Origin of the sequence: Streptomyces barringtoniae, from assembly GCF_020819595.1 — a bacterium.
In the GTDB taxonomy this organism is placed as follows: Bacteria; Actinomycetota; Actinomycetes; order Streptomycetales; family Streptomycetaceae; genus Streptomyces; species Streptomyces barringtoniae.
In genome coordinates, this window is sequence record NZ_JAJHNP010000026.1 from 100,981 (window position 1) to 126,584 (window position 25,604).

A 25,604-nucleotide genomic window follows, 5' to 3' on the forward strand; every position below is an offset into this window, starting at 1 on the left:
GCGCGGCCGGATTCCGGTCACGATCCGGTATAGACCGGTCGACAACCGCTTACCCCCGGCAGGTCCGCTCTGTCAGCATCGCCCGAAGGTCTTGGAGCTGACGGACACACGGGGGCCGGGTGACGGGACTCGTCTTCTCACGCGCGCGTGCGCACCGGCTGCTGCTGGGCGCCGCGTTAATCACCGTGGTGCTGACCACCGCGGTGCTGGCGACTCTCACCGCGTACTCGACGGCGATCAGCGACGCCGCGCTGCGCCATGTGCTGGCCGATCCGCGCACCGCGCCCGACACCGCGCTGATCGTCAAGGCGGATGTCCCGCCGGCCGGGCGTGCCGCCGCCGACGCGGCCGTACGGGAGGGCGCCCGCAAGACCTTCGACGGCCTGGCGGTGACGGTGCGGACCCTGCGCCGCTCGGGCCCGTACGCCCTGCCCCGCTCGCTGCAGCCGCCCGCGGCCCGGTCCGGCGACCCGGACCTGACCCACCTCGCGGCACTGGACCGCACCCGGCTGCGGCTGACCGCCGGCCGCCTCCCGCGCCCCGCCGAGGGCACCGTCGAGGTCGCCGTCCCGCAGACCGCCGCCCGGGCACTGCGGCTGAAGCCCGGCGACCGGCTCACGCTGACCGACCGGCTGGACGGCCCTGCGGTACGGGTGCGGATCACCGGGCTGTACCGCCCCGTCTCGGTCACGGCGGCGTACTGGCAGCTGGACGACCTCGCGGGCCGCGGCGCGAAGAAGGCCGGCTTCATGACGTACGGCCCGCTGCTCGCCGACTCCTCCGTCCTCACCGGCGGCCGGGTCAGCGCCGGGCCCACGGCGTGGCTCGCGTCGGCGGACTTCGCGCGGATGACGACCGCGCGGATCGGCCGGCTGCGTACGGCGGCCCGGGCGGGCAGCGCGGGCCTGCGCGACCGCGCGGCGCTGCACGGTACGACGATGGCGCAGACCTCGCTGCCGGACGTCCTGGACCGGGTGGACCGCTCGCTGCTCGTCGCCCGCTCCACGCTGCTGGTCGTCACGCTGCAACTGGCCCTGCTCGCCGGCTACGCGCTGCTGCTGGTGGCCCGGCTGCTCAGCACCGAACGGGCCGACGAGACGCGGCTGTTGCGGGCGCGCGGCGCCTCCCGGGCCCGGCTCGCCGCCCTCGCCGCCGCGGAGGCGCTGCTGCTCGCGCTGCCCGCCGCGGTGTGCGCGCCACTGCTCGCCGGTCCGCTCACCGCCCTGCTCGCCGGCCACGGCCCACTGGCCGGCCTCGGCCTCCACCTCGACCTGCCCCCGGCCGGCCGCCCACTCGTCTGGCTGGTCGCGACCACGGCGGCCCTGGGCTGCGCCCTGGCGGTGACGGTACCGGCGGTGGGGGGTGCGGGGGCGTGGGACCGCGGGGCGGGTGCGGGGGTGTGGGGCCGAGGAGCCGGTACGGGGGTGTGGGGCCGAGGGGGTCGGTCGCGGTCGGTGCCGGGCGGGCGCGGTGGGCGCGGTGGGCGGTTGGCGACAGGGTCCGGCTCGACGCCGTCCGGCTGGGACGGGGGGCGCTCGACGCCGTCCGGCTGGGGTGCGCGGCGATCGACGCTGCCGGGCCCGGGCACCCCGACATCGTCCGGCTGTGGCGCCCGGCGCTCCACGCAATCCGGCTCCGGCGCCCGGTACTCGACACCGGCCGGCCCGGACACCGCGGCGGCACGGACCAAGGCCGGCGTCCGCGGTGATGGCGGACCCGGCCGGGCACTGCCTGGGCCCTCCACGCCGTCCGGCTCGGCAACGCGGCACTCGACACCGCCCGGCCGGCGCGCCCGGTACTCGACGCCGGCCGGCTCGGGTGGGCGGCGCCCGGGCGGGAGGCTTGCGCCGTGGTGGCCTCGCGTCGGTGTTCCGCGTCCCGTGCGTCTCTCCCGCCCCGCCTCCGCCGGAATGCTCCCCGTTCCCGTGCGTGCCGGGGCCGATCTCGGGCTGCTCGCGGTCGCCGGAGTGGCCTACTGGCAGTTGGGGCGGCAGGGCTCGGGAGGCGTGACCGCCGACCGGTCCGGGGCGCTCGGGGTCGATCCGCTGCTGGTGGCCGCGCCCGCGCTGGCGCTGCTCGCCGGGACCGTGCTGACGCTGCGGCTGCTGCCGCCCGTGGCGCGGCTCGCCGAGCGGTGGGCGGCGGGCGGACGCGGGCTGCCGGTGGCGCTGGCCGGCTGGCAGTTCAGCCGCCGCACCGCACGCGCCGCGGGCCCGGTGCTGCTGCTGGTCCTCGCCGTCGCGCTCGGCATGCTCGCGATCGGGCAGGCCGCGTCCTGGGGCCGCTCGCAGGACGATCAGGCCGACTTCCGGGCCGGGGTGCCGGTACGCGTGCTGTCCGCCGGGGAGGGCGGGCTCGGCCGTACCGACCTGTACGCGCGGCTGCCGCACGTGCGCGAGGCGGCGCCGGCCGTCCGTGTCTCCCAGCCGCTGTCCGGCGACCGTACGGCGACCGTGCTGGCGCTGGACACCGGGAACGCGGCGGACGCGGTGCTGATGCGCCCGGACCTGGCCGACGTCCCGGTACGGCCGTTGCTCGCCGGGCTGGCGCCGCAGGGCTCCCTGGCCGGGACCCGGGTGCCGGTGGGCACCGCGCGGCTCGGGCTGACCGCGACCCTGCTCAGCTCGGCGGGGCCGGGGGTGGTCACCGACGTGACGGTGACGCTGGCGGACCGGTACGGGGTGCCGTACCAGCTGCCGTTCGGACAGCTCCCCGCCGACGGACACCCGCACCCGCTGAGCCTCGACGTGAGCGCCGCGCCCGGACCGCTGACCCTCACCGGGCTCCGCCTGGAGATGAACCAGCCCGGCAGGAAGGCCGAACACCGGCTCACTCTGGGCGAGTTGACGTCGACCGGCGCCGACGGCCGGGCGCACCCGCTCGCGCTGCCCGCCCGCTGGAAGACCACCGCGGAGGCCGCGGGCGACGCCGTGGCGAGCCCGGCCACCAGCCCCACCCGCCCCAGGGTCACCGGCCCCCGCACCTTCGCCTACGGCACCGGCTACCTCCCGGATGCCGACGCATGGCGGGTCGCCTCCGTCACGATCCGGCTCGAGGTGCCGCAGCACGCGCCGGCCGCGGTACCGGGCGTGGCCACCGAGCGCTATCTGGCGTCGGCCGGCGCCCGGGTCGGTGAGCGCGTCGGCCTGACGATCGGCGACCACACGCTGCCGGTACGGATCGTCCGTGCGGTGCGCGCCCTGCCCGCCACCGCCGACCCGACGGCCACCGGCGCCCGCGACGGCGGCGCCGTGCTGCTCGACCTGCGCGCCGTGAACCAGCTGCTGCAGGCGCGGTACGGCGACAGCGCGACGCCGAACGAGTGGTGGCTGAACACCGGGCCGGGCGCCGCGGCGGGGGTGGCCGTCGCCGTACGGGCCCTGCCGGACGTGGATCCGGGGCAGGTGGTGGTGCGCGACGAGATCGCCGCCGAACTGCGCGACGACCCGTTCGGGGCGGGTCCCGAGGCCGCGTTCACGGCAGCGGCCGTGGTGGCGGCGGCGCTCGCCGCGGTCGGGTTCGCGGTCGGCGCGGCCGCCGCGCGGCGCGCCCGCGGAGCCGAGTTCGCCGTGCTGCGCGCGCTCGGTGTGCCGCGCCGCCGACTGGCCCGCGCGGTCGCCGCCGAGCAGGCCGTCCTGGTGGGTCTGGCGCTCGCGGTGGGCCTGGGCCTCGGCACCGTCCTGGCCCGCGCCGTGCTGCCGTTGATCGTCCTGACCGGCGAGGCCGGCCGCCCGGTACCGGACCTCCTGGTCCAGCTCCCGCCCGCCCGCGTGGTGGTGCTGCTCTGCGCGGTCGCGGCGGTCCCCCTCACGGTCACAGCACTGCCGGCCCTACGCCGCACGAACCCGGCTCGGGCGCTGCGCGAGCAGGGGGGTGAGTGAGACGAACCGCACGGCGGACCACGCCGAGAAGGGAACGGGCGCGGCCGGCCGGAGGCTCCGAGGGAGGTGGGTGAGGTGAGGCGTCCGGTGTCACGGGTCCTCGCGCCCCGGGTGCGGACCCGGTTGCGGGCCGCGCCCGGTACCGCGGCCGCGCTCGCCCTGCTGGTCGCGCTGGCCGCGTGCCTGGCGGGCGCCTTCCCGCGCGCGGTCGACCGGTACGAGGACGCCGGCCTGCGGCGGGCCGCCGCACAGGCGCGCCCCGACCGCACCACCGTGCTCGTGCAGGCGCCCGCGCCCGACCTCGGCCTGTCGGCCGGACAGCGGGCCACCGCCGTACGCCCGGCCGCGCTGGAACGGCAGTACCGGCAGATCCTCCCCGCGGTCCCCGCCCCGCTCACCGTCGACCGCGCCCAGTCGGTCCACGGCGTCGCCGGCACCGTGAGCCCGGAGGTGCCGGACGCGTTCCTGCCCCGCCCCACCGGACTGCCGGCGCATGTCTCGCTGTTCGCGCCGAGCGGCCTGGCCGCACACGCGCGCCTGCGCGCCGGGCGCATGCCGCGCGCCGACCGCCCGGTGGATGCGAGCACACCCGGGGTGGAGGCCGCGGTGACCGCCGCCACCGCCAAGTCCCTGCGCATCAAGGTCGGCTCGGTCATCCACGTGCCCGGGGCCGGCCGGCCCCCGCTCGCCGTCCGGGTCACCGGCATCCTCGACCCGCGCGACCCCGCCGGCGCCTACTGGTCGACCGTGCCTCGCCTGCGCACCCCGGTCCTGGTGACGCTGCCCAGCCCCGGCGGCGACCCGCCGAAGTACTGGCTCGGCACGCTGCTGCTCCCCCAGCAGGCGGCGCCCGCGCTGCTGGGCACGACCACGAACCCGTTCCGCTACTGGTTCCTCGCCCCCGACCTGCGCGCCCTGCACGCCCACGACCTGGACCGGCTGAAGTCGGCCGTGGCCGCCCTGGAGTCCGGCCCCGGGCTGCAGCGCGTCCGCGCCGTCACCGACGACAACACCGGCATCGGCACGGCCCTGGACGACACCCTCACCTCCTTCGCCAGGCTGCGCTCCGGCATCTCCCCGCTGGTGTCCGTGGCCGCCGCCGGCACCGGCACGGTCGTCGGGGTCGTCCTGCTCATGACGGGCGGCCTGGCGGCAGAGCGGCGCCGCGCCGAACTCGCCCTGCTGCGCGCCCGCGGCGCCTCCCTGCCCGCGCTCGCCGGCCGGCTGCTGGCCGAGACCGCCGTGGTCGCCGTACCGGCCGGTGCGCTCGGCCTTGCCGTGGCCCTGCGCACGGTCCCGGCCGGCCGCACCGCCCACGCCGTGGCCGCCGCGGCCGCCGTGACCGTCACCGCCTGTGCCGCGCTGCCGCTGCGCGCCGCCCTGGCGCACCGCGCGGTGCGCGCGACGGCCGACCGCTCGGACCTGGCGACCGTACGGCCCTCCCGGCGCCGTACGGTCGCCGAGCTGACCCTCCTGGTGCCGGCGGCCGCGGCCGTCGCGGCGCTGCGGCGGCGCGGCACGAACGGCGACCAACTGGTCGCCCTGGCCCCGGTGCTGGTCGGTGTCATCGCCGCGCTGCTGCTGCTCCGCCTCTACCCGCTGCTGCTGCGCCGCCTCACCGGCCCGGCGGCCCGTCTGCGCGGGGCGACCGGCCATCTCTCGCTGGCCCGCGCGGGCCGCGCCCAGACCTCCGCGGTGCTGCCGCTCGTGGCGCTGCTGACCGCGCTGACCACGGCGGCGTTCGGCGGTTCGGTGCTGGCGGGCGTGGCCGACGCCCGGGAACGGGCGGCGCTGCTGACCGTCGGCGCCGACGCGCGCGTGGACTCCGACGCCCCGCTCCCGGCGGCGGTGCCGGCCCGGGTGCGCGCCGTGGACGGGGTGCGGGACGTGGCGGCCGTGAGCATCGACTACCAGGCCAAGCCGGTGGACGGCCAGGATTCGGTACCGCTGGTGGGCGCGGACCCGTCGTCCTACGGCGCGCTGGCGGCCCGTACCGGCCTGGGCGTCTTCCGCCCCGGCGAGTTGACGTCGCGCTCCGGCCGACCCCTGCCGGCCGTGGCCTCGCCGTCCGTCGCCTCCGAGTACGGCACCCGGCGCCCCTTCCCGGTCCGGCTGTCGGACGGCAGCACGGTCACCGTGCGCATCGCGCTGGTCCGCGACACCACTCCGGCGGTGTCCGGTGGCAACTTCCTGATCGTGAACCGGTCCGGCCTGTCCTCCCCCGCCGACCGCCCGACGGCCCTGCTGCTGACCGGCGACCGCATGGACGCCGCCGCGCTGCGGCACGCGGCCGGCGGCTCCGCCGACGTCCGTCTCCTGGCCGCGGAGCGCGCCCGGTACTCCGACTCGCCCCTGCAGTCCGGGGCCGAGCGCGTCTACACGGCGGCGGTGGCCGCGGGCGCCGGCTTCGCCGTACTGGCCCTGTTCCTGGCCCTCCTCCGCGCGGCTCCCGAACGCGCCGCCCTGCTGGCCCGCCTGCGCACGATGGGTCTCACCCGCGCGGAGGGCCGCCGCCTGCTGATCCTGGAGTCCCTCCCGCAGGCCCTCCTCGCCGCCCTCGGCTCCACCCTGACCGGCTGGTCCACCATCCGCCTCCTCTCCCCCGGCATCGACCTGACGGCCATCGCCCTCTCCTCGGCCCCATCCCCTCTCGACACTGCAGAGTTGAGACCGGACACCTGGTCACTGACGATCCCGGCGACGGCGGTCGTACTGGTGACGGTGGGGGTCGCGGCGGTGCAGGCGTGGTGGACGGGGCGCCGGGGATCGGTTACGGAACTCAGGGCGGGGGACGGCCGATGAGGGAGTACCCCGCCGGCGCGGGCAAGCGCCTCCCCAGCACCAGCGCAGGGCACCCACGAAGCACCGGCGACCACACAGCCGTACCCGCAGCCCGGGGCACCGTCCCGCAGGAGACCCGATGACCACCGACCACCCCACCCTCGCCGACCTGGCGAACCGCGTCGCCGAATCCCGCGACCGACCCGCCTACGGCCACGACGCCCTGATCACCTGCGACCGCCTCGTCCGCATCTTCTCCACGGCCGGCATCGAGGTCCAGGCCCTCCAGGGCCTGGACCTCCTCGTCCGCGAGGGCGAACTGATGGCCCTCGTCGGCGCCTCGGGCAGCGGCAAGTCCACCCTGATGAACATCCTCGCCGGCCTGGACACCCCCACCGCCGGCGCCGCCCGGGTCGCCGGCCACGACCTGCTCGCCATGACCGCCCGGGACCGCCTGACCTACCGCCGCGAAACCGTCGGCTTCGTCTGGCAGCAGACCTCCCGCAACCTCCTGCCGTACCTGACCGCCGCCCAGAACGTCGCCCTCCCCCTCCAGCTCTCCGGCACCCGCACCCGCGCCCGCATCCGCCGCCGCGCCCGCGCCGAACGCGCCGTGGAACTCCTGGAGTTGCTGCAGATGGCCGACTGCCGCGACCGCCATCCGCACGAGCTGTCCGGCGGTCAGCAGCAGCGCGTGGCGATCGCCGTGGCCCTCGCGAACGACCCGGCGGTGCTGCTCGCCGACGAACCCACCGGCGAACTCGACTCCCGGACCGCCGCGCAGATCTTCGACGCGTTCCGCACGGCCAACGAGACCCTCGGCACCACGATCGTCATCGTCACCCACGACCAGGCCGTGGCGGGCGAGGTCCGCCGCACGGTCGCCATCCGCGACGGCCGTACCTCCACCGAGGTGCTGCGGCGCAGCGAGATCGACGCCACGACCGGCCACGAGACGGTCGTCGCCCGCGAGTACGCGATGCTCGACCGCGCCGGCCGCCTCCAGCTCCCCGCCGACTACCTCCGCGCCCTGGACATGCGCGACCGCGTGGCCCTGGAACTGGAGTCCGACCACATCGGGGTGTGGCCGGACGAGCGGAACGGAGGAACGCGGTGATCCGGAAGGAGCCGGATCGGCTCAGCGCACGCTGACGCCCAGCGTGCCGAGGCCCGTCCGCCGTACGGCGACGGACCCGTACGGGGTGCGCAGCCTGAGCCACGCCCCCGAGGAGAACAGCCCGGTGTCGGCCGGATCGGTGCCCGGCCGCAGGAAGCCCAGGGACTGGGCGGCGTGCACGGCCCGCACCGGAAGCCCGGTCCGGCCGATCTCCCGGGACCAGATGTCCCGCCCGATCCGGTCCAGCTCCGCGCGCGTACGACCGTCCGGCGCCAGCTCCTCCGTACGGGAGCGGAACTCGGTGACCGCCGCGGCGACGGTCGCCCGCAGCGCGTCCGGCGCGGGCAGCCCCGGCTCGGGCTGCCAGCCGCCGCGCGGCGGCAGCACACCGGCCCACGGCGGCCCGGTGACCGCGGCCGGCACGCCGGCGGTGGCCGCCCGCTCGTCCACGGACTCCAGGAACTCACCCGCGGAGACGGTCACGTCGAGGCTGACCTCGAGGCCCTTCTCGTAGGGCTTCGCCAGCCGTACCGCGCGGACGGCCAGCACCTCGAACGACGGCGGCCGGCCGAAGACGGCGAGCGCCGTGCCGGCCGCCTGCACGCGCACCGCGGCTCCACGGTCGTAGTGGAGCAGCCGGGAGAGGAAGGCGGCGAGATCAGCCGCCTCCGTCTCGTCGGCCAGGTGCAGCACGGTCATGCGGCGACGGCCTCCTCGTCGGCGTCGTCCGCGTCGTCGGTGTACCGCTGGAGGAACTCCCGCTCCTCGGCGGTGAGCCGGCGTGGCCGCTGCGTCTCGAAGTCGAACGGGACGACCACGGTGGAGGCCCGGACGTAGATCACGTCCGCGTCCTTCACCTCGTAGGTGACGGTGAAGGACGCGGCCCTGACCTGGGTGACCCACAGCTCGATGTCCACGGGCGTGGGCCGGTGGACGAGCTGGCGCTTGTAGTCGATCTCATGGCGCGCCACCACGGAGCCCTGCTTCGACTCCTCGCCGCGCAGGGACAGGAAGTCGATGCGAGCCTCCTCCAGATAGCGGAGGAAGATCGCGTTGTTGACATGTCCGTACGCGTCCATGTCCGACCAGCGCAGCGGGCAGCGGTAGATGTGGCGCAAGACCGATCAGCCCCGGGTCAGCTTCTTGTAGGTGGCGCGGTGCGGACGCGCGGCGTCCGGACCCAGCCGCTCGATCTTGTTCTTCTCGTACGACTCGAAGTTGCCCTCGAACCAGAACCACTTCGACTCACCCTCGTAGGCGAGGATGTGCGTGGCGACGCGGTCGAGGAACCACCGGTCGTGGGAGACGACCACGGCGCAGCCGGGGAAGTCCAGCAGCGCGTTCTCCAGGCTGCTGAGGGTTTCCACGTCCAGGTCGTTGGTGGGCTCGTCGAGGAGCAGCAGGTTGCCGCCCTGCTTGAGGGTGAGCGCCAGGTTGAGGCGGTTGCGCTCACCACCGGAGAGGACACCGGTCGGCTTCTGCTGGTCCGGGCCCTTGAACCCGAACGCGGACACGTACGCCCGGCTCGGCATCTCGACCTGGCCGACGTTGATGTAGTCGAGCCCGTCGGACACGACCTCCCACAGCGTCTTCTTCGGGTCGAGGTTGGAGCGGCCCTGGTCGACGTACGAGATCTTGACGGTCTCGCCGACCTTGATGTCGCCGGAGTCCGGCGTCTCCAGGCCCTGGATCATCTTGAACAGTGTGGTCTTGCCCGCGCCGTTCGGGCCGATGACGCCGACGATGCCGTTGCGCGGCAGCGTGAAGCTCAGGCCGTCGACGAGGACCTTCTCGCCGAAGGCCTTGTTGAGCTTGTCGACCTCGACGACGACGTTGCCCAGGCGCGGGCCCGGCGGGATCTGGATCTCCTCGAAGTCCAGCTTCCGCATCTTCTCGGCCTCGGCGGCCATCTCCTCGTACCGGGCGAGACGCGCCTTGGACTTGGCCTGCCGCCCCTTGGCGTTCGACCGCACCCACTCCAGCTCTTCCTTGAGCCGCTTCTGCCGCTTGGCGTCCTTCTGGCCCTCGACCTTCAGACGGGCGGCCTTGGTCTCCAGGTAGGTGGAGTAGTTGCCCTGGTACGGGTAGGCGCGGCCGCGGTCGAGCTCGAGGATCCACTCGGCCACGTTGTCCAGGAAGTACCGGTCGTGGGTGATGGCGACGACGGTGCCCGCGTACTTCGCCAGGTGCTGCTCCAGCCAGTTCACGGACTCGGCGTCGAGGTGGTTGGTGGGCTCGTCGAGCAGCAGCAGGTCGGGGGCTTCCAGCAGCAGCTTGCAGAGCGCGACGCGGCGCTTCTCACCACCGGAGAGGTTGGTGACGGGCCAGTCGCCCGGGGGGCACCCGAGGGCGTCCATGGCCTGCTCGAGCTGCGCGTCGAGGTCCCACGCGTTGGCGTGGTCCAGCTCCTCCTGCAGCTTGCCCATCTCGTCGAGCAGCGCGTCCGAGTAGTCGGTCGCCATCAGCTCGGCGATCTCGTTGAACCGGTCGAGCTTGCCCTTGATCTCGGCGACACCCTCCTGGACGTTCTCCAGGACGGTCTTCTCCTCGTTCAGCGGCGGCTCCTGCAGCAGGATGCCGACGCTGTAGCCCGGGGACAGGAACGCGTCACCGTTCGACGGCTGCTCGAGCCCCGCCATGATCTTCAGCACGGTCGACTTACCGGCACCGTTCGGACCGACGACGCCGATCTTCGCCCCCGGCAGGAAGTTCAGGGTGACATCATCGAGGATCACCTTGTCGCCGTGCGCCTTGCGCGTCTTGCGCATGGTGTAAATGAACTCAGCCAAGAGAAACCGTCCGGCAGCTTGAAATCTGGCAGTGGGCAGATACACCCCATCTTGCCTGACCGCCAGGCTTGGGTGTTAACCCGTTTGGTGCGGGGGCTGTGACCTGGGGTTTCGGCGGTCTCGGCGGTGGCCCGTCCGTCACTGTCGGTCGTCGTCGGGTGGCCCCGAGTGCCCCTGCACGGACCAGGGACGGCCCGGGAGCGATCACTCGTCGGCTGCCAGCCACCCACCGAGCCGGACTCTCACCTGGTGGTTGTGGGCGTGCCAGTAAACCTCACCCGTGACGGAGGCCCCGAGGCCAGGCAGGTCCATCCCCTGCGGCATGGCCGTTGTCTCAGCCAGCGCCACGGCGTCGGGCACACCGTCTATACGTATGAAGATCCCGAAGGGCTGACGCCCGATGACCTCTCCGGTGATCTGGGTCCCCACGGGCAGAGCTGCGACGGTCGCCGCCCAGCTCCGCCGCACCACGTCTCCAGCCGGCACTTCGGGGCCCGTGGGCCACGCGTACTCATCCACCGACAGATCATGACGCCCTGAGCGGCCATGCGCCGCTTCTGCCCGATGGCCACTCTGAGGGCAACCGCCACAGCAGACGCCAACTCCACCACCATGTGGCCCAACGGCCGACAGGCTTCTCCCAGTGACCGGCGGCGCGCATGGTGAGCACCTGCCGGTTCCCGAGGACATGCACTTGGTCGCCCGGGCCGAGTATCGAGGGGCGTTCCAGCTCGTGGATCGCACCGCATCAGGATCGAACCGCAGCTTCTTCAGAAGCAATGCTCTGTCTGCCGTCACCGGCTCCCCCTGCAACCTCATGGAGACAGGACGGAGCATCCGCGCCTGGTGAGCACCGCTTTGCGGCGGTGATGGCAATGATCTGCATCAGAATCTCCTGTCCCGCTCGCTTTCTGCTCCCGAGTCTCACGCGAGCCGCGTGGCCATCTGAAACCGGCACGTTCACGGAACTCGCCGGGAGCCCCGGCCGGATCCTGGCCGGGTGGCCGTGCCCCGCCTATCGGGTCCGCCGACATCTGTCAAGTCACGTGTTCTCCTGCCACGCAATCCAGGGGCATGACGCGATTCGATTGCCGGGGCTCAATTGGAATGCGGCTCACGGAGAGCAAGTGGCCCGCCCGCATCGTCCGGAACAGTCCTGGAGATGCGATTTACGGGATGCATTTCCCCCTACTCACACAAGAAAGGATGTGGCAGCAATGTTTCCCACTTCCACCCATCCCCTATGCGTCGAAGCGACCCTGGACCCCCGGCTCACCCGATGGAAATGGCTGGTGAAGTGGATCCTCGCCATTCCGCACTACATGGTTCTGTTCTTCCTGTGGATCGCGTTCCTGGTGCTGAGCATCGTCGCGTTCTTCAGCATCCTCATCGCCGGCAGGTACCCCCGACCGCTCTTCCATTTCAATGTCGGCGTCATACGCTGGAGCACGCGAGTCAATTACTACGCCTCCGCAGTGCTCGGCACCGACAAGTATCCGCCGTTCACCCTCGCGGACGTGCCCGACTACCCGATCCGCGTCAATGTCACCTATCCCAAGCGGCTGTCCCGCGGGCTGGTTCTGGTCAAGTGGCTGCTGGTCATCCCACAGTTGCTGGTGATCACGATATTGATGAGCAGCGGCTGGAGCGCGTACCGGTACCTCGATCACTACAGTCCGTTCTCCTCCGGGCTCATCGGCCTGCTCTCTCTGGTCGCGGTGGTGATCCTGATGTTCACGGGGACCTACCCGCGGGGTCTGTTCGACTTCCTCATGGGCTTGCTGCGCTGGACGCTGAGGGTGCTCGTCTACGCGTACCTCATGACCGACAAGTACCCGCCGTTCCGGCTGGACATGGGAGGGAGCGAGCCCATGGCAGCAGCGATACAGCCAGCGGGCGGCGGGTAAATCTCCGTCGCCGGCCAAGAGCTGGGACTCGGCACTTCTCCATGTGCGGCACGGCCACATGCCCGCGGGACGTTCGTGATCCGCGAGGGCGGGAGAGACCAGCCCAAGGCGGGGATGTGGCATCCGAGCGGCATTGGTGAGGCGAACAAGGCAAAGGGCCGACTCAGGAGGGTTTACCTGCTGAGCCGGCCCTTTGCCTGTGTCCCCTCGGCGGGATTCGAACCTGCGGCACCCGCTTCAGGAGTTCGCTCCGGGCCCGCTTCGGCTGCTGCCTGTCGACGGGCGCGATAGCCGGACAGAGACGCTGGTGTATGTTTCCGTCCGGACTCGTTGATGTCCGCGCTGAATGTCAGAAGCCTTCTGATCCGTAGCTCGAAGCAGACCGACCAGGGACGGTCATTGCGGTTATTGCGCGGCCTCGAACGGAAGGTCACTGGGACCCGGGCAGGGAGCGGAGTCTTTCGACCGCACTCTCCCAAGCCGGGCTGCGCCGATACTCGTCTAGCCACTCGACCATGGCTTGGCAGCTCTCGACGTACTCTGCCGCAGCCTCGGGGCTCGGTATCCGTCCCTGATCAACTACGTGAGTTACCTCATTGCGCATCCTCTTCAGGTCCTGAAGTGCACCGCTGATGTCTCGGGGAAAGAAGTACTCGCTCCTGGTGATCAGCATGAACAGCTTGCCGCGCTCCCTCATGTCTTCGTAGTTCGGCACCATCTCAGAGAGCTTGCTCTCAACCTGACGCCAGGCAGCCATCATCGCTCCATCGGGGCTCACGAACGCCATCGCTGTCAGCGGAGCAGGCCGACGACTGAAACCAGAGGCGGTCTCTGAAGTAGTCAATTGCTGACGCTCAGCGGGCCCGCTGGCGGGCTCCAAAGCCTCCTGTGAAGGTGGACTCTCGCGTACAGCGGCCTCAACTCCGGCGCTGGCCACTTCGACCGCCTCCGAGAACTCGGCATCTACTCCCACAGCACTGAGGTTGCGCACTCGCCGCAACAACCCCCGTACCTCGTCTCGGAAGCCGTAGGCAATGAACAACACAACCAAGGGCCAGACCAACACCTTGGTGAAGTCCAGGACCAGACGGGCTATATCCACTGATCCATTCTCATCTTCCTGAGTGCATCTGGCTTCGTTTTCCGCAGACTCAGCGATCGGCGGGTAACGAGCCGATCCCCCAACCCGCACCAGGACGACCCAAGCCGCCTGACACGGCCCCTGATCAGGTGTTCCGCTCTTCCCGCTTGCGCAGCGCCACCAGTACCGCCCCGCCGATCACCACGAAACCGATGGCCACGCCAGCGATCAGCGGGGTGATCTCGGAGCCGCCCGTTTCGGCCAGGTTGGTGTCAGGGGCGGTGGTGCCGCCGACCGAGGCGGGGCTGGGGGCGTTGTGGATCCGGGCCGACTCCGTGGTGATCGCGCCCTGCGTCTTGCAGTCGAGGACGCCGGTGAAGCGGTGGCTGAAGCCGTGGGGTCCGGTGATCGTGAAGTCGTAGGCCTGGTCCTCCTGGAGCGGGACGGTCACCGTGCGGGACGTGCCCGCGGGGATGGTGTGCTCGGCGCCCATCAGCTCGAAGGTGAAGGGCTTGTCGCCCTTGTTGGCCACGAAGATGTCCAGGGCGCCCTTGGCGCAGTCCCTGCGGGCCGACACCGCCGGTATGGCGCCCTCGGCCGCCCAGGTGGCGGTCGCGGTCGCGGAGACCGTGGACTCGCTGGAGCCGGCCAGGATCTGGGTCTGGCTGCGGCTGTCGGAGGCGAAGGCACGGCCCACCGGCACCGTGGTCGACGCCTGCACGGTCAGCTGCGCCGTACCTCCCTCACTGTCCAGGGCGTGGGAGGGATCCCCAGAGGCGTCCTCGGGAATGTCGAAGTACAGCTTGGTGCCGTCCTGCGCGGACGTGATCACCTTGCCGGTCTTGTCGGTGATCCGCACCCCGCTCATGGCCGCGTCCGGCGGCGGACTCACCGTGACGGTGCCCGCGTTGGTGTGCACGGTCACCGGGCCGAGCACGTCCCCCGGCCGGCCGGAGACCGCCGGCGGGTCCAGGGTCAGCGAGGCCTGCGGCTCACCCAGGTCGCGGGCGCTCTTCTGCAGGTAGTCGGCGAGCTTCTCGGCGTGCGGGTCGACGGCGCCGACCTTCGCGTGGTCGGAGTAGCGCCAGATGGCCACCTGGGTGCCGGCCGCCGCGTCCTGCTCGGTCAGGGTGCCGGCGCCGGCCCGGCGGGCGAGCGCGGCGAGGTCGTTGACCTGGGGGTAGGAGTTCTGCAGGATCCAGCGGATCCGGCCGGCGTCCTTGTCGCCGCCCAGCGAGGTGCCGCTCCAGGGCGTCTCCTGGTAGAGGGCGTCGCGCTGGGTGGAGTTGTGGAGGTCGACGCAGTACGTCTGGAGGGTGCCCCCGCCGTCGACGGACATCTCGAACAGGCCCGCCTCCACGCGCTGGTCGCCGCCGTCCTGGTGGATCACTGCCTCGCCGTAGGTCTTCAGGCCGTTGATCGCGGCCGTCGCCCCGCCCTGGGTCTGCGGTGTCCCGTCGGTCCCGTCGGCCACGGCCGTACCGGCGCCGGACAGCACACCGGCCGCCACGAGGCCGGTCACCGTCGTGGCGGCGGCCAGGCGGCCCGCTCCGGTGGAACGGTGGAACCCGCAGAACGCAGCAAGCACAGAATTCCCCTTCGAGCAGGACCCGTTGGACGTGGGGGACGGTCCCACCAGCAGAATCGGCAGCCCCTGAGGGCATGCCCGGCATCCTATGGATCAGCCGGAGCCTCTCCTGCCGGTCGGATGATCCGATGGGCGATCCGATCCGTAATCGTTATCGCCGGGACCGTCCATGAGCTGGGCATATCGACAAATCAACCGGTTCGTACGGGGTGTTGGGCATGCGGACGGGCACCGGCCGACTCTGCCGCGCCGCGCCGGAACCGGTTGCTGATGTCATGTCACCGCTACTGGCTCCGCCGCCTGTTGAGGCGTGCCGCTGCCCTCGTCCGGGGTGTCAGTGGGACGCGGTGTCTCCCAGTTCGGTTCCGGCCGGGTCGCCGTCGGCGGTGCCTCCGGTTTGGCCGAGCGCTGGAAGGCGGCCGTACCCCGTGAGAGGTCGTGGCCGATCGCCACGGCGTCGATGTCGGCGGAGGCCCACTGCTGCTGCCCGTCGCGCACCTCCGTGCGCACCTTCAGCCGGCCCTGTACAACGACCGGCTGACCCACCTCCACGCACGCGGCCACGTTCACCGCGAGCTGACGGTTGGCCCACACCGTGAAGAAGTTGGTGTGCCCGTGCGTCCAGCTGCTCTTCTCCCGGTCCCAGTAGCGCGCGGTCACCGCCAGCCGGAACCGGGCCGACGGACCCGCCGCCGACTCCCGGTACACCGGCTGGGTCGCCACGTTGCCCACCACGCACACGATGGTCTCGTTCATGTTCTCGCTCCCCTCCCCCGCCCGGCCCCTTCCGGCCGGGCGGACACGCGCACGGGCCCGTCCCGTACGGCCGTGTCTGTCGTGCATCTGTGTCGTGGGGGCGCGTACGACCGTCGTACGCGCCCGCACCTCGCGCCGACCGCGCGCACCGTCCGCCGTCCCTCCGGCCGGAACCGCCGTGCGATCGCCGCGAGCCCAGACTGCCTCCGCCCGGCCGGACCCGCTGAGAGCTGTGGACGACGACCCCACCTGTGGAAAACCCCGCCACCCACATGAGTGGCCCCCGCCGCCGGCGGCCCTCTTCATCCCCGAAAGGCAGCCGAGGAGCCCCGAAAAGCAACCGCGGACCCCGGAAACGCCGAGGGGCCCCGGAAACACCGAGGCCCCTCGCGCTCATCTCTCGCCCGCTGCGGCTCTCACCCCACTCCGGCCCCGCGCCGCGCGACGCGCCCGTACTGCTCCCGTACCTCCCGGTACCGCAAGAGCTCCGCCGCCACCGGATCGAGCACCCGGGCCCGGCCGCAGCCGGCGGCCGCCTCGCGGAGCCGGCGTTCCGCCTCCTGGCCGTAGCGCCGGGCCGGGCCTCTCGCCGCCATCCGGCACCCCCACTCCACCAGCGGCCCGCCGACGATCCCGCACACCATCAGCAGCACCGGAACCCAGAGGTTGGGTGCCATGACCCCGACGATCTGGCCGAACAGCCAGAGGCCGCCCACGACCTGCAGCAGGGTCATCGCCGCCTGCACCAGCACCGCGGCCGGCCACCATCCGGGCCGCGGCGGCCGGCCCGGCGGCAGTCCGGCCCGCGCCGCCAGCTCGTCCAGCGCCTCGGACAGCCCCTGCGACCCGCGTACGGCCGCCTCGCGCACAGCCAGCGCCCACGGCGCCGGCAGCCCGGCCGAGGCCCGGTCGGCCACCGTACGGACCGCCTGTTCCACGCGCTGGCGGGCCGTGGCCTCCTCGTCGGGCTGGGCCGTGCGCACCGGGATGCGGCCCGTGGTGGACTCGCCACGGCACTGGTACCAGCGCCACAGCCGCAGCCAGGGCGTGCCGCAGGCCCGGTTGGCGTTGCGCAGCCAGGCACGTTCGGCGGCCTCGCCCGCCGCGGTGGCGCCCACCGCGTCCGCGAGCCGCGCGGCGAACTCCTCGCGCGCCTCCTCGCTGAGTCCGACGCGCCGGCCGGTGGCGTACACGGGCCGCAGGTCCACCGCCGTGGCGTCCACGTCGGCCGACACCCGGCGGGCCGCCGCGCCGCGCTCGGCCACGAACTGGCCGAGCACCTCACGCAGTTCCCCGACGCCGTCGCCGGTGAGCGCGGACAGGGCGAGCACGGTGGCGCCGGGTTCGCCGTACTCGCCGAGCGCGATCCCGTCCTCGTCCAGCAGCCGGCGCAGATCGTCCAGAACCTGGTCGGCGGCGTCCTCGGGCAGCCGGTCGACCTGGTTGAGGACGACGAACATGACCTCCGCGTGGCCGGCCATGGGCCGCAGATAGCGCTCGTGCAGCACGGCGTCGGCGTACTTCTCGGGGTCGACGACCCAGATCACCGCGTCGACCAGCTTCAGGATCCGGTCGACCTGCTTACGGTGCTCCACGGCGGCGGAGTCGTGATCGGGCAGGTCGACCAGGACCAGCCCGCGCAACTGCGCCTCGGCCTCCGGACTCTGCAGCGGGCGGCGGCGCAGCCGGCCAGGGATGCCGAGCCGGTCGATGAGGCTCGCCGCGCCGTCGCTCCAGCTGCACGCGATGGGCGCGGCCGTGGTCGGACGTCGTACGCCGGTCTCCGAAATGGCCACTCCGGCGAGGGCGTTGAACAGCTGCGACTTGCCGCTGCCGGTGGCGCCCGCGATGGCCACGACGGTGTGCCGACCGGAGAGCTTCCGGCGGGCCGCCGCCTCGTCCAGCACCCGGCCCGCCTCGGCGAGGGTCTGGCTCTCCACACGGGTCCGGGAGAGCCCGACCAGCTCGCGCAGGGCGTCGAGCCGGGAGCGCAGCTGGCCGTCGTACGCCAGGGGCGGCGGGGTCTGGCTGCCGGGGCCGCGGCTGCCGGTGTCCAGGGCGGAGGCGCGTTCGGCGGCGAGGGCGGCGGCTGTCGCCTCCGTGACGCGCCTGGCGATGAGGCCGTCGTCCCAGGGCTCGGAGGATTCGGAGGAGGAGTCGGGGGATCCGGGGGGCGACGGCTGCGAGGGCCCCGACGGCGCCGGAGGCTCCGCCGGCTTGGGGGCCAGGAGGGCGGCGGCGTCCGCGTCCACGGTTGCGCGGGAGACGGGGGTCGGCGCGAACGTGGGCATGGGCGGGAGGGGCGGGATGGGTGGGAGAGGGGGGTGAGGTGCTGGCTTTGCGGTTGGGGCTGGGGTGGCGTCAGGGCTCGATTTGGCCGCCGGGGCCGGTCTGGCAATAAGGGGTGCTGCGGCGGTTGGGGTCTCTGCCAGTGAGGGGGTGGATTTGGCTGCGGATTTGGCTCCGGCGGTTTCCGCCCCTGCTGTGAGCTCCGGGAGGTCTGCCGTGGGCTCGGGGAGGTCGGCCGTGGGCTCCGGGAGGTCGGCTGTGGGCTCGGGGAGGTCGGCCGTGGGCTCCGGGAGCGGGTGCGGCAAGCAGAGCTGCGTGCCGCCTGCGGTGTCGGCGTACGTCCCCCGCGGGTTGTCCTGCTGCTCGCCGCCGCCCTCGTCCTCCGCCTGGCCCCTGTGGGCTTCTGCTTCGTCGGAGCGGGCAGCGGGACCGGCGACGAAAGCGCTGCAGGGATCGTCGGAGGCGACCGCCGAGGCCTCCGGGGCGTCGGCGATGTCGATGAACGGGGAGGTGTCATAGGGCTCCGAGAGGCTGGAGGTGCTCGCAGTGCCCGTGGTTCCTGTGTTGCCGTTGCTGATGTTGCCCGTGGTGCCGGAGGGGCCGAAGGCGTCCGCATTCCCGGGACCGGATTCACCCGCCCAGCCGAACTCGTCCACCCCGTTCCGGCCGTCACCAGGACGCTCTGCACGCTCGGCCACGCCTGCGCCGTACGCCACCCGATCCATGTGCTCCAGGAGCCCGGGCTCCAACTGACCGGCGTGTTCCCCGTGCCCGGTGACGGTGTCGCCGTCATGGCTGCCGTGCTCCATGTCCCTCATGCGTCCCAGGTGCCTCATGTGGTCGGTGTGATCCGTGTGTTCCTGGTCAGTGACGGCGGTCACCGGTCACCTCTCCTTCTGCAGTACGGACAGCGCGGCGATGAGTGCGGCCTGGGGCTCGGGATTGACGTCCAGGGCGTCGAGCGGGGCCAGGCGCCGCTCGCGTTCGGTGTGCAGGACGCGGTCCACGTGCTCGTTGAGCAGCCGCCCGGCCCGGTCGCGCAGCCGCAGCGCGCCGTGTGCCCCGATCCGCTGCGCGAGCCCCTCGCCCGCGCTGCGCGCCCGGCGCCCGCCGAGCAGCGCGGTGGCGACCAGGGCGGCGATGGCCTCCGGGTCGGGCGCGGTGGTGCGTTCCAGCTCGCGCACCTCGTCCTCGGCGTACTCCTCGAGCTCGCGCCGCCAGCGCCGTACGGCGAGACCGATGCGGTGTTCGGTGCTCTCCGCGGGGGACTCCCCGGCGGCGAGGGCCGGGTCGGCTCCGGCCGGCTCGTTCCGCCAGGCCTCGTCGACGCGCTCGTCCGCGGCGGTGACCGAGCACAGCAGCAGGGCGGCCAGACTCTCCACGAGCGCGTCGAGGAGTTCGCCGGGGGTGCAGTCCAGGGGGAAGGCCCGCCAGCGTTTGAGGGCGTCTCCGGCGAGTACGGCGCCGGACTGGAGCCGGCCGCGTACACGCGCGTGCTCGCCGTCGTAGGCGGTCTCCACGGCGGAGGTGAGCCGGAGTGCGGCGGCGTACTGGGCGGCGGCGGCGCTGGCCAGCTCGGGCATGCGGGACTTGAGCGAGTCCAGGAGGCCATGGACCGTACGGGCCATGACCTGCTCCCGGGCCGCGGGGTCCTGGGCGTGCTGCGCGAGCCAGCTCTTCAGCGGCGCCACGGCGGTGGCGGGCAGCAGACCGGCGCCCCAGGCGGACTCGGGCAGCTCGGGCACGGTGAAGCGCGGTACATGGCCGAGGCCGGCCTTGGTGAGCAGGGCGCCGTACTGCCGGGAGACCTCGGAGACGACCTGGTGGGGCACCCGGTCCAGGACGGTCACGAGGGTGGCGTCGTACTCCTTGGCGGTGCGCAGCAGTTGCCAGGGGACGGCGTCGGCGTAGCGGGCGGCCGTGGTGACCATGATCCAGATGTCGGCGGCACAGATCAGCTCGGCGGCGAGGACGCGGTTGTCGGCGATCAGGGAGTCGATGTCGGGGGCGTCGAGGAGGGCGAGCCCCCGCGGGACGGTGTCGGCGGTCTCGACGCGCAGCACGCGCGCGGGGGACTCGCCGGTCGGGAGGAGCTCGTCGGAGTCCTCCTGGGGCGCCCACACGCGCGCGAGATCGGGCAGCACGCGCGTGTCGCCGAACCAGTGATGATCCTCCGGATGGCAGACGAGCACCGGCGTCCGCGTGGTCGGCCGCAGGACCCCCGCCTCGCTCACCCGGCGGCCGACGAGCGAGTTGACGAGCGTCGACTTGCCGGCGCCGGTGGACCCGCCGACGACGGCCAGCAGCGGCGCCTCGGGCTCCCGTAGGCGGGGTACCAGGTAGTCGTCGAGTTGCGCGAGGAGTTCGTCGCGGTTGGCACGCGCGCGTGGCGCCCCGGGCAGGGGCAGCGGAAAGCGTGCGGCGGCGACACGGTCGCGCAATGCAGAGAGTGTGTCGAGCAGCTGAGGCCGAACGTCCAAGGTCACCACATGCGAAGAATGCCCAATTTTAGGGTGATTCTGAAGCATATAGACATGTCTGCGCGCCGACGGGACAGAAAGGACGCAAGGGATGACTGGGACACGGGCACAGCCCAGGCATAACGAGTGCACAACACCCGGTGCGCCGGAGGCCAAAAGCGGTGCACGATTCGTACCTGCCTGCGATTATCGGGATCGCTTCACCAAACCTCCACATCGAGCCACGGAGGCGAAGCGACAGGGTCGAGGAACAGGGAGCTTTATCCTTGGTCCCGCCACCAGGCCCCCGTAGCTCAGTGGATAGAGCAGGCGCCTTCTAAGCGCTTGGCCGCAGGTTCGAGTCCTGCCGGGGGCGCAAGTCTCAGCCCTCCCGTTTGGGAGGGCTTTTTGCTGTTCAGGATGGGTGCAGCCGCGCGCAGAGGAGCGCCGGACCGTTCCCCGGTGACCGCGGAGAGGCTCCGGCACTGTCCGGCTGTCACCGGGTTTCTGCGGGTGGCGGCGGTGAATACGCGGAGAAGGTCTCCGGCCACCGTCAGGCCGTGCAAGCAGGGCGGGGAGGGAAGATCGAGCCAGGATCGCTGCTCGACGTCCCCGAGCTGCCTCGAGATGCACAGAGCAGATGAACGTGCGGTCACCCGGCGGCCGGCACGGCACCCTCGCCGAAGGTGGCAACGTCCTGCGGCGCCATGTCCCCGCGGAGGCGGATGAACCGTACCGGATGCCGCCAGACCCCCCTGTCCTGGGCGGTGTCCACGTCGATCTCCGCGACCAGTGCAGGCTCGACGAGGACGACGTCGAGCGGTGTCCGAGACGCCCACGACGTCGTGAATCGCACGCCCTCCCACGGGTGCCCAGGGCTGGCAGCCGTGAGCCTGCCGGCGAGGCTCCGGGCCGCCTCCGGGTACAGCCGGGTGCTACGGGCGACCACCTGCAAGGCTCCGTCCTGGTCGTAGCGGCCCATCAGGAGGCTCTGCGGGCGGTGCAGGGTGCCCGTGATCGCCCCAACGATGCCTTCGGTGGTGTTCCTGCGGCGGATCTTGTATCAACCCCGAACGTCCGGGGGGTATCGCTGGTCCCGCCCGCGGATCACCAGCCCCTCAACGCCTGGCACCTGCGTCCACGCGACTAGCCACTCCTGTGCGGTCCGGACGTCACTCATCTGGGGGCACAGCGTCCATGGCGTGATCAGCCCCTGCACGCTGAACAGACACTCCAGCCTCTCGCGCCGACGTCCGTACGGCTCACGGAGCAACTCCTGCCCGTCGGCTTGCAGGTCATCAAAGGCGATGAAGTGCGCGGGCAGCTCCTCGGACAGCCGTACGGCTGTCCGACCGCTGGAAGCGACACGGCGCCGCAGCGCCTCGAAGGACAGCTGCTCGCCGGCCCAGACGACCAGTTCGCCATCGAGGACGAGCCCATCGGGTAGATCTCCGGCGGCCTGGCCCAGGTCGGGAAAGCGCCCCTGAATGAAGGCGCCCCGACGGGACTGGAGAACCGCCGAGCCGCGAGCGGGGCTCGGGGTGAAGAACAGGGCACGGTAGCCGTCGAACTTGGGCTGAAAGATCAAGCCGCCGGGCAGCGCTCCGGGCGGAGGCAACTGGTCACGGGCCTGCGCCAACTTCGGTTCTACCGGGGGCCGTAGCACCATACGTCCGGTCTACGTCTGGGACACCGGCCCCGCGACTTGGAAGGAGCGGTAGCCGGCTCCGTGCGACCGCGCCGGCCGATGAGACTTTCCCTGCCGCATCAAGCCCCGGCTGCGCTCCGCTCCGCCGGGCGCGCTTCCCGGCTCCGCTGCGCGCTGCGCTCCTGTCTTCGGCCCGCTGCGCGCACGCTGCGCCGACGCGCGCCCACGTGTGGATAGGGCCGAAGGCCATGAGTCGAGCACCGCACGGAGCGGCCACGGTCAGAACGAGCCTCCGGCGGGGGCGCTCAGGCTCCGAGATGGAGGGGGCTCCGTTCGCGAGTGCCGGCCGGTGAGTGGCGTGCGCGGGGGGCTCCCATCCCGTCTGCCGTCGACCCAGGCAGACGGGATGGGAGCTGGGGAAGGTGGTGGGTACTGGACACCCGCAACTTCTGGCAGGGATAAAGATCGCGCTAAAGACCTGATCGGTAGGCGCCGTGCGCCGGAAGTGACGTCGGGGGCGGCCGGACCGGCCGCCCCCGACGTGTGTCAGGCTTTCCGCTGGTCGCGGGGGACCAGGTACTTCCAGCACGCGTGGAAGAGGGCGGCGAACAGGACGAAGGAGCCCAGCGGAACCAGCGTCGTCAGCAGGACCACGGGCGAGCCGTCCGAGGTGAACAACAGTCCGATCGACAGTACGGTCATGCACCCGAAGGCGATGAGCGCCCCGTAGAACGCCCACAGCCAGGCCCTGCGGTGCGCCGCCCGTTGCCGGATCAGCGCCTCCACCTCCGGCCGGCGCTCCCACGCCATGCCGCGGTACGGGGCACCGACGGCCAGCAGACCGGCGACCTCGGCCGGCGGGTTGTCCAGCTGCCAGTCGTCGATGTGCGGCAGGAGGAGGCGCCGGCCGTCGGTGTCGTACATGTAGGTGAGCCAGTGACGGGCGGAACCCATGGCGTTCGGAACGGGCTCGGCGCGGATGTCGTAGATGGCGGACCAGGCGCGGGTGCGCTCGGTGAGGGCGCGGCGGACTGTGATGCCGTCAGGGTCGACCAGCGTGCGGCCGCGCCGCATGTAGAGCCCCAGCCGCGCGAGGGTCAGCACGAAAATGACGGCGAGGATGAGCATCGGCCACCGGAACGGGTCGCCGTGCCCCATCGTCTGGGAGAAGGCGAGGATCGGAATCACCGACGGCCCCAGGATCCTCACCAAGGGCGTCTTCTTGTACTTGCGGTACTCCCGCACGATTCCGACGCCGTCCGACGGCATGGCGCTGTTGTCCACCGCTGTTCTCCCCACCCGATGCGCACGAACACGTGCGCGACTGGGGAGAGGATAGGGGTGTCCCCTGAGAGTCCTACCCGGGGGTATGCCGCAGGTCAGCGCAGGGTGCCGCCGTAGGCGGCGACGAGACCGCGCAGGCTCAGGCCGCCGATGAGAGCTGCTCCCGTCGAAACCAAAGCGGTGGTCGGCCGACGAGGCCGGTGGCGGTACAGCAGCGAAGTACAGCAACCACAGCAACCGACCCCGTCCGGCGACGACCTCGTAAGGCCGTAGCGCGACCGGTATGACCTTCACCGACCGATCCACATAGAGCTACGGATCAGAAGGTGACCGTGCCCCAACCGTGCCCGATCGAGCGGGGAACCACGGGGAACATCAGGCAGTCACGGCACCCGGACACAAGAGCGGCCCCCGACCGAGAACCCAGGTCAGGGGCCGTTCTCACTGCTCATCCTGCGGAGGCGGTGGGATTTGAACCCACGGTGACATCGCTGCCACGACGGTTTTCAAGATCGCTCAGTCGCCGACGAACCAGAGGTATAGTGTGTTCCGTTCTGAACGACATTGCACAGCTCTCGGGTCTGGATCAGCCAGGGGCCACCGTAGGCTTCGGGAAGGCGATCAAGCTCCGCGAGCAGCAACGGCACCTGCCGCTCGTTGAAGACGGCATCCCCGTAGGGGCTCAAGGCCCACAGCATCGGGAAGCTCACCGGGTCCAGCGCGGGAATGAGGTCCGTCCACGACAGTCCGGCCTGGGCGCGCGCTACGGGCTTTCCCGAGTCTCCGCGTACCTGAATGTTGATCACCCGCCGACCTTACCGGCGGCCGATGCCGAGCCGGCAAGGCAACCGCGGCGAGCGCCGTGAGCATGAGCACGACCTCACGCGAGGCGTAGAGGGGGCCTCTGATGAAGCAGTGCGATGACGCGGACCGCACCACAACCGCACCAGATCGACCGGGGAACAGCGGGGAATCACGGTGAAAGCAGCTGGCGCCGGCGAGGCCGCAGCCCAGCCGTCCACCCAGGTCAGCACCGCAGTCGGCTGCAAGTGCTCGCAGCTTCCCAAGCTGAGGGCACCAATCGACTGCAAGCGGCCCCAGGTGCAACCGAGGCTGATAGACATGGGACAACGATCATGATGGGGGGCCTGATGGGGATGCGGCCAACGGCGTTCAGCGCGTTCGGACTTGGTATCAACTGGAGTTCACGAAGTCAGACAGAGTCATCGCGCAGAAGGTCCTGGATTTCCTTGCCGACAAGCGTGTTCTGACGGTCGGCCACGCACGCCCTCAGATCGAGGCGGCGGCATGCCTTGCGTCGGCCGCCGAGTGCAGGGCGCAGCTCTCCGCGCATCTGGGCCAGTTGGAGAAGCCAGGGGGCGACCTGCGCACGTGGCTTCGTGCCATGCGTGAGGGCTTCACGGACTTCATCGAGGCCGGCGGACCCAGCGGGGAGCGCTTCGGACCAGGCTCCGACAGACGGTTCAATGAAGCCCTGGCACAGCTACGGAACCGTATCCAGCAGCAAGCGGATGAGGTCTCGGATCGGTACAAGCTGACCGGTCTCAACCTCCCTGAGCACGAGGGATGGCCCACAGGTTTCTAGCTGAAAGTAGACCGGTTCGGCGGCAACCTACCAGGGGATCGCGCACGCCCCGGACCTGCCACGCCGGGCCGTCCCTGGGCCGTCCGAGGCTGCTCAACAGCGGCCAATGACGACCAACGACGACCACCAGGAGCGCGAGCCCACTGCCGCTGAACAGCAAAAACCCAGCTCACCAAGATCCCCGACAAGACCCAGGGCAAGAAGACAAGTCTTGCCACGCCCCTTGATTCTCTGGACGCGGCGGGTAGACCGCGCCCGCTGGCATTGATCACCGTCCGGCCTGGGCGAATCCTGCTGCGTGCGGCTACGTTCGTCGGACGGCCCCCGTTCACGTGGCCTCTTTGAACCTGCGCCAGGCCGTATGTCAAGCAGCGACTCGCCGACAATCCCCGGCGCCCCACCAGCATCGCGGGTGACT

17 protein-coding genes, 1 tRNA gene and 1 pseudogene are annotated in these 25,604 nt (G+C 71.9%); 6 read left to right on the top strand and 13 right to left on the bottom strand.

Annotated features, from left to right (window positions below):
- Window positions 1–119: 119 nt before the first annotated feature.
- The 3 genes from LMU33_RS35460 to LMU33_RS35470 all read left to right on the top strand — a co-directional run bounded on the left by LMU33_RS35460 (window position 120) and on the right by LMU33_RS35470 (window position 7,779).
- A complete protein-coding gene (locus LMU33_RS35460; RefSeq protein ID WP_228625194.1) occupies window positions 120–3,881 on the top strand; it encodes an FtsX-like permease family protein in 3,762 nt (1,253 codons plus the stop codon).
- 87 nt (window positions 3,882–3,968) lie between these two features.
- A complete protein-coding gene (locus LMU33_RS35465; protein WP_228625196.1) occupies window positions 3,969–6,683 on the top strand; it encodes an FtsX-like permease family protein in 2,715 nt (904 codons plus the stop codon).
- A 118-nt stretch (window positions 6,684–6,801) separates the two neighbouring features.
- Window positions 6,802–7,779 (top strand): ABC transporter ATP-binding protein, encoded by a 978-nt coding sequence (locus LMU33_RS35470; protein WP_228625198.1) that lies wholly within the window; start codon window positions 6,802–6,804, stop codon window positions 7,777–7,779.
- A 21-nt stretch (window positions 7,780–7,800) separates the two neighbouring features.
- Here the strand turns inward: LMU33_RS35470 and LMU33_RS35475 are convergent, their stop codons facing one another.
- From LMU33_RS35475 to LMU33_RS35490, 4 genes are all read right to left on the bottom strand, one after another.
- Complete coding sequence (locus LMU33_RS35475; RefSeq protein ID WP_228625200.1) at window positions 7,801–8,478, bottom strand: DUF8185 domain-containing protein; 678 nt, start codon at window positions 8,476–8,478, stop codon at window positions 7,801–7,803.
- Window positions 8,475–8,897, bottom strand: coding sequence for an acyl-CoA thioesterase (locus LMU33_RS35480; protein ID WP_228625202.1), 423 nt, complete (start codon window positions 8,895–8,897; stop codon window positions 8,475–8,477). Before LMU33_RS35480 ends, LMU33_RS35475 begins: the two co-directional genes overlap by 4 nt.
- Window positions 8,898–8,903: 6 nt before the next feature.
- Window positions 8,904–10,568: an energy-dependent translational throttle protein EttA gene (gene ettA, locus LMU33_RS35485; protein WP_228625204.1), complete on the bottom strand. Its 1,665-nt coding sequence runs from the start codon at window positions 10,566–10,568 to the stop codon at window positions 8,904–8,906.
- A gap of 204 nt (window positions 10,569–10,772) precedes the next feature.
- Window positions 10,773–11,087, bottom strand: a complete 315-nt coding sequence (locus tag LMU33_RS35490; protein ID WP_228625206.1) for a hypothetical protein — start codon at window positions 11,085–11,087, stop codon at window positions 10,773–10,775.
- 698 nt (window positions 11,088–11,785) lie between these two features.
- Between LMU33_RS35490 and LMU33_RS35495 the strand changes: the two genes are divergently transcribed.
- On the top strand, window positions 11,786–12,475 hold the full coding sequence (locus tag LMU33_RS35495) for a DUF4389 domain-containing protein (RefSeq protein ID WP_228625208.1): 690 nt from the start codon (window positions 11,786–11,788) through the stop codon (window positions 12,473–12,475).
- Between the two features lie 430 nt (window positions 12,476–12,905).
- Here LMU33_RS35495 and LMU33_RS35500 read toward each other — a convergent pair whose 3' ends face one another.
- From LMU33_RS35500 to LMU33_RS35520, 5 genes are all read right to left on the bottom strand, one after another.
- Window positions 12,906–13,577: a hypothetical protein gene (locus LMU33_RS35500; RefSeq protein WP_228625209.1), complete on the bottom strand. Its 672-nt coding sequence runs from the start codon at window positions 13,575–13,577 to the stop codon at window positions 12,906–12,908.
- A gap of 124 nt (window positions 13,578–13,701) precedes the next feature.
- Window positions 13,702–15,144: a Cys-Gln thioester bond-forming surface protein gene (locus LMU33_RS35505; RefSeq protein WP_228625211.1), complete on the bottom strand. Its 1,443-nt coding sequence runs from the start codon at window positions 15,142–15,144 to the stop codon at window positions 13,702–13,704.
- A gap of 273 nt (window positions 15,145–15,417) precedes the next feature.
- Window positions 15,418–15,900: a single-stranded DNA-binding protein gene (locus tag LMU33_RS35510; protein ID WP_228625213.1), complete on the bottom strand. Its 483-nt coding sequence runs from the start codon at window positions 15,898–15,900 to the stop codon at window positions 15,418–15,420.
- Between the two features lie 416 nt (window positions 15,901–16,316).
- Entirely contained in the window at window positions 16,317–18,191 is a 1,875-nt protein-coding gene (locus tag LMU33_RS35515) for a YfjP family GTPase (protein WP_228625215.1), read from the bottom strand.
- Between the two features lie 882 nt (window positions 18,192–19,073).
- A complete protein-coding gene (locus tag LMU33_RS35520; protein ID WP_228625217.1) occupies window positions 19,074–20,678 on the bottom strand; it encodes a dynamin family protein in 1,605 nt (534 codons plus the stop codon).
- Window positions 20,679–20,951: 273 nt separating this feature from the next.
- Between LMU33_RS35520 and LMU33_RS35525 the strand changes: the two genes are divergently transcribed.
- Window positions 20,952–21,024 (top strand) — tRNA-Arg (locus LMU33_RS35525).
- 276 nt (window positions 21,025–21,300) lie between these two features.
- On the opposite strand, the gene LMU33_RS35530 is transcribed toward LMU33_RS35525, so the two are convergent.
- The 4 genes from LMU33_RS35530 to LMU33_RS35545 all read right to left on the bottom strand — a co-directional run bounded on the left by LMU33_RS35530 (window position 21,301) and on the right by LMU33_RS35545 (window position 24,386).
- On the bottom strand, window positions 21,301–21,630 hold the full coding sequence (locus LMU33_RS35530) for a hypothetical protein (RefSeq protein WP_228625219.1): 330 nt from the start codon (window positions 21,628–21,630) through the stop codon (window positions 21,301–21,303).
- Between the two features lie 81 nt (window positions 21,631–21,711).
- Window positions 21,712–22,317 carry an ATP-dependent DNA ligase gene (locus tag LMU33_RS35535; RefSeq protein WP_228625221.1) on the bottom strand — a complete coding sequence of 202 codons (606 nt, stop codon included), beginning with the start codon at window positions 22,315–22,317 and terminating at the stop codon, window positions 21,712–21,714.
- Window positions 22,318–22,842: 525 nt separating this feature from the next.
- Window positions 22,843–23,580: a PH domain-containing protein gene (locus tag LMU33_RS35540; protein ID WP_228625223.1), complete on the bottom strand. Its 738-nt coding sequence runs from the start codon at window positions 23,578–23,580 to the stop codon at window positions 22,843–22,845.
- 506 nt (window positions 23,581–24,086) lie between these two features.
- A complete protein-coding gene (locus tag LMU33_RS35545; protein WP_228625225.1) occupies window positions 24,087–24,386 on the bottom strand; it encodes a hypothetical protein in 300 nt (99 codons plus the stop codon).
- A gap of 374 nt (window positions 24,387–24,760) precedes the next feature.
- On the opposite strand from LMU33_RS35545, the pseudogene LMU33_RS42330 reads away from it, so the two are divergent.
- Window positions 24,761–25,186: pseudogene (locus LMU33_RS42330) on the top strand (DUF6650 family protein); the annotation flags it as partial.
- Between the last annotated feature and the right edge of the window lie 418 nt (window positions 25,187–25,604).

Coding starts and splice junctions, on each gene's coding strand:
- LMU33_RS35470 (WP_228625198.1), top strand. CDS start 6,802: ATGACCACCGACCACCCCACCCTCGCCGACCTGGCGAACCGCGTCGCC.
- LMU33_RS35475 (WP_228625200.1), bottom strand. CDS start 8,478: ATGACCGTGCTGCACCTGGCCGACGAGACGGAGGCGGCTGATCTCGCC.
- LMU33_RS35495 (WP_228625208.1), top strand. CDS start 11,786: ATGTTTCCCACTTCCACCCATCCCCTATGCGTCGAAGCGACCCTGGAC.
- LMU33_RS35510 (WP_228625213.1), bottom strand. CDS start 15,900: ATGAACGAGACCATCGTGTGCGTGGTGGGCAACGTGGCGACCCAGCCG.
- LMU33_RS35515 (WP_228625215.1), bottom strand. CDS start 18,191: ATGCCCACGTTCGCGCCGACCCCCGTCTCCCGCGCAACCGTGGACGCG.
- LMU33_RS35530 (WP_228625219.1), bottom strand. CDS start 21,630: ATGGGCCGCTACGACCAGGACGGAGCCTTGCAGGTGGTCGCCCGTAGC.
- LMU33_RS35535 (WP_228625221.1), bottom strand. CDS start 22,317: ATGGTGCTACGGCCCCCGGTAGAACCGAAGTTGGCGCAGGCCCGTGAC.